This window comes from Rhizobium sp. 10N427, assembly GCF_056394605.1.
Genome location: NZ_JBFTID010000037.1, coordinates 1 through 1741 on the forward strand (window position 1 = coordinate 1; position 1741 = coordinate 1741).

General features: G+C 58.2%; 1 protein-coding gene. It reads left to right on the forward strand.

Features of this window, described 5'->3' with window-relative positions:
• Positions 1-163: 163 nt before the first annotated feature.
• The gene (locus AC1DIJ_RS30865) at positions 164-1591 is read left to right on the forward strand and encodes an ISNCY family transposase (RefSeq protein ID WP_112390968.1); all 1428 of its coding nucleotides are present in this window, start codon (positions 164-166) and stop codon (positions 1589-1591) included.
• Positions 1592-1741: the final 150 nt, after the last annotated feature.

A 1741-nucleotide genomic window follows, 5' to 3' on the forward strand; every position in this document is an offset into this window, starting at 1 on the left:
GATTATGCGATTTTGATGTGTAGCGGCATTTTAGAGATGCGACATATAGGCTAGTTAGAGATGCGACAGTCGTCGCCTCTTGGGATGCTAGCTGAACGTCAGCATTGGGAAGCAAGACAAGCGACGTGCATCGTGGTCGAGGCCATTTATGTTCGGAGTCGTCATGTCCTGTTTGATTGTCATGTCGCAGAAGGAATTGCATCGTCTTGAACAGATTCGGCAGGTTCGCCAAGGCGGCCTGACGGTCACGCGGGCGGCTGAGCTAGTTGGGCTCAGTCGCAGCCAAGTCCATCGTCTGTTGCAGGCCTATGATCTGGACGGGCTCGACGGTCTCGTCTCGAAGAAGCGCGGCCGCCCGAGCAACCGGCGCCACAGTGAGGATTTCCGCAATCTGGCTCTCGACCTGGTGCGTGAGCATTACGTGGATTTTGGCCCAACCTTGGCGGCCGAGAAGCTAGTTGAGCGCCATCGGATTTCCGTCAGCAAAGAGACGTTGCGCCAATGGATGATGGAAGCCGGCATATGGGTATCACGCCGCGAGCGCAAGAAGCGGGTCTTCCAGCCACGCGGCCGGCGCGATTGCTTTGGTGAACTCGTCCAGATCGACGGGTCGCATCACTGGTGGTTCGAGGACCGTGGCCGCAAATGCGCCCTGCTCGTCTACATCGACGATGCGACCGGCAAGCTGTTGCATCTGCGCTTTGCCGCCTCTGAGAACACCTTTGACTATCTGCATGCGACGAAGGCTTACTTGCAGCAATGGGGCAAACCGATTGCGTTTTACAGTGACAAGCACGGTGTTTTCCGCAGCACGCATGCCTCGATGACGGACCGCACGAGCGGTCTGACGCAATTCGGCCGGGCGCTTTATGAGTTGAACATCGACATTATCTGCGCCAACACCCCGCAGGCGAAAGGCCGGGTGGAACGCGCCAATCAGACGCTGCAGGATCGGCTGGTGAAGGAATTGCGGCTGCGCGGTATCGATACGATCGAGGCGGCCAACGCCTATGCGCCTGAGTTCAGGGCGGATTTCAATACCCGTTTTGGCAAGCCGCCTCGCAATCCGAAGGACATGCATCGGCCGTTGGCCGATCATGAGAACCTCGATGATGCCATGTGCCGCAAGGAGGTTCGCAAGCTGTCGCATTCCTTGACGCTGCGCTACGACAAGGTGATGTTCATCCTGGACCCGACAGAGCGCGCCAGGGCGCTGGCGGGAAAGAAGCTGATCGTTTGCGATTATCCTGACGGACGACTTGAGATCACGGACGGGGAAGCCTCCCTGCCCTACAAGACGTTCGATACGTTACGGTCAGTACACCGATCCGAAGTGGTCGAGAACAAGCGGCTGGACGACATGCTGTCTGTTGTCGCTGAGCTGCAGGCGGGGCGCGAGCAGCAGCGCAGCAAAAGGGGACCGCGTCGAAGCGGACAGACGGATCACATGTTCGGTATTCCCGATGGCAGTGTCAGCAACGGTTATCAGAAACGCGGCACCGAACCTGGACGAAAGACGGATTTTACGAAGGATCTTGCCGTCATCGCCCGACGGCGGCAAGCGTTGGCGCGCCTGGGTCCGGCCGAGTGATGTAAGCGATCCGGCTGAGAAAGCGCAGTATATGATTGCGCTTGAGTCATCCGCCGCCGACCGAGCTGCGCAACCCTGGCCATCTCCGCCCGGACGGCGGCTAATTCCCGAGCACACATCAATATAGAATCTTGCAATTCCAGTAATAGT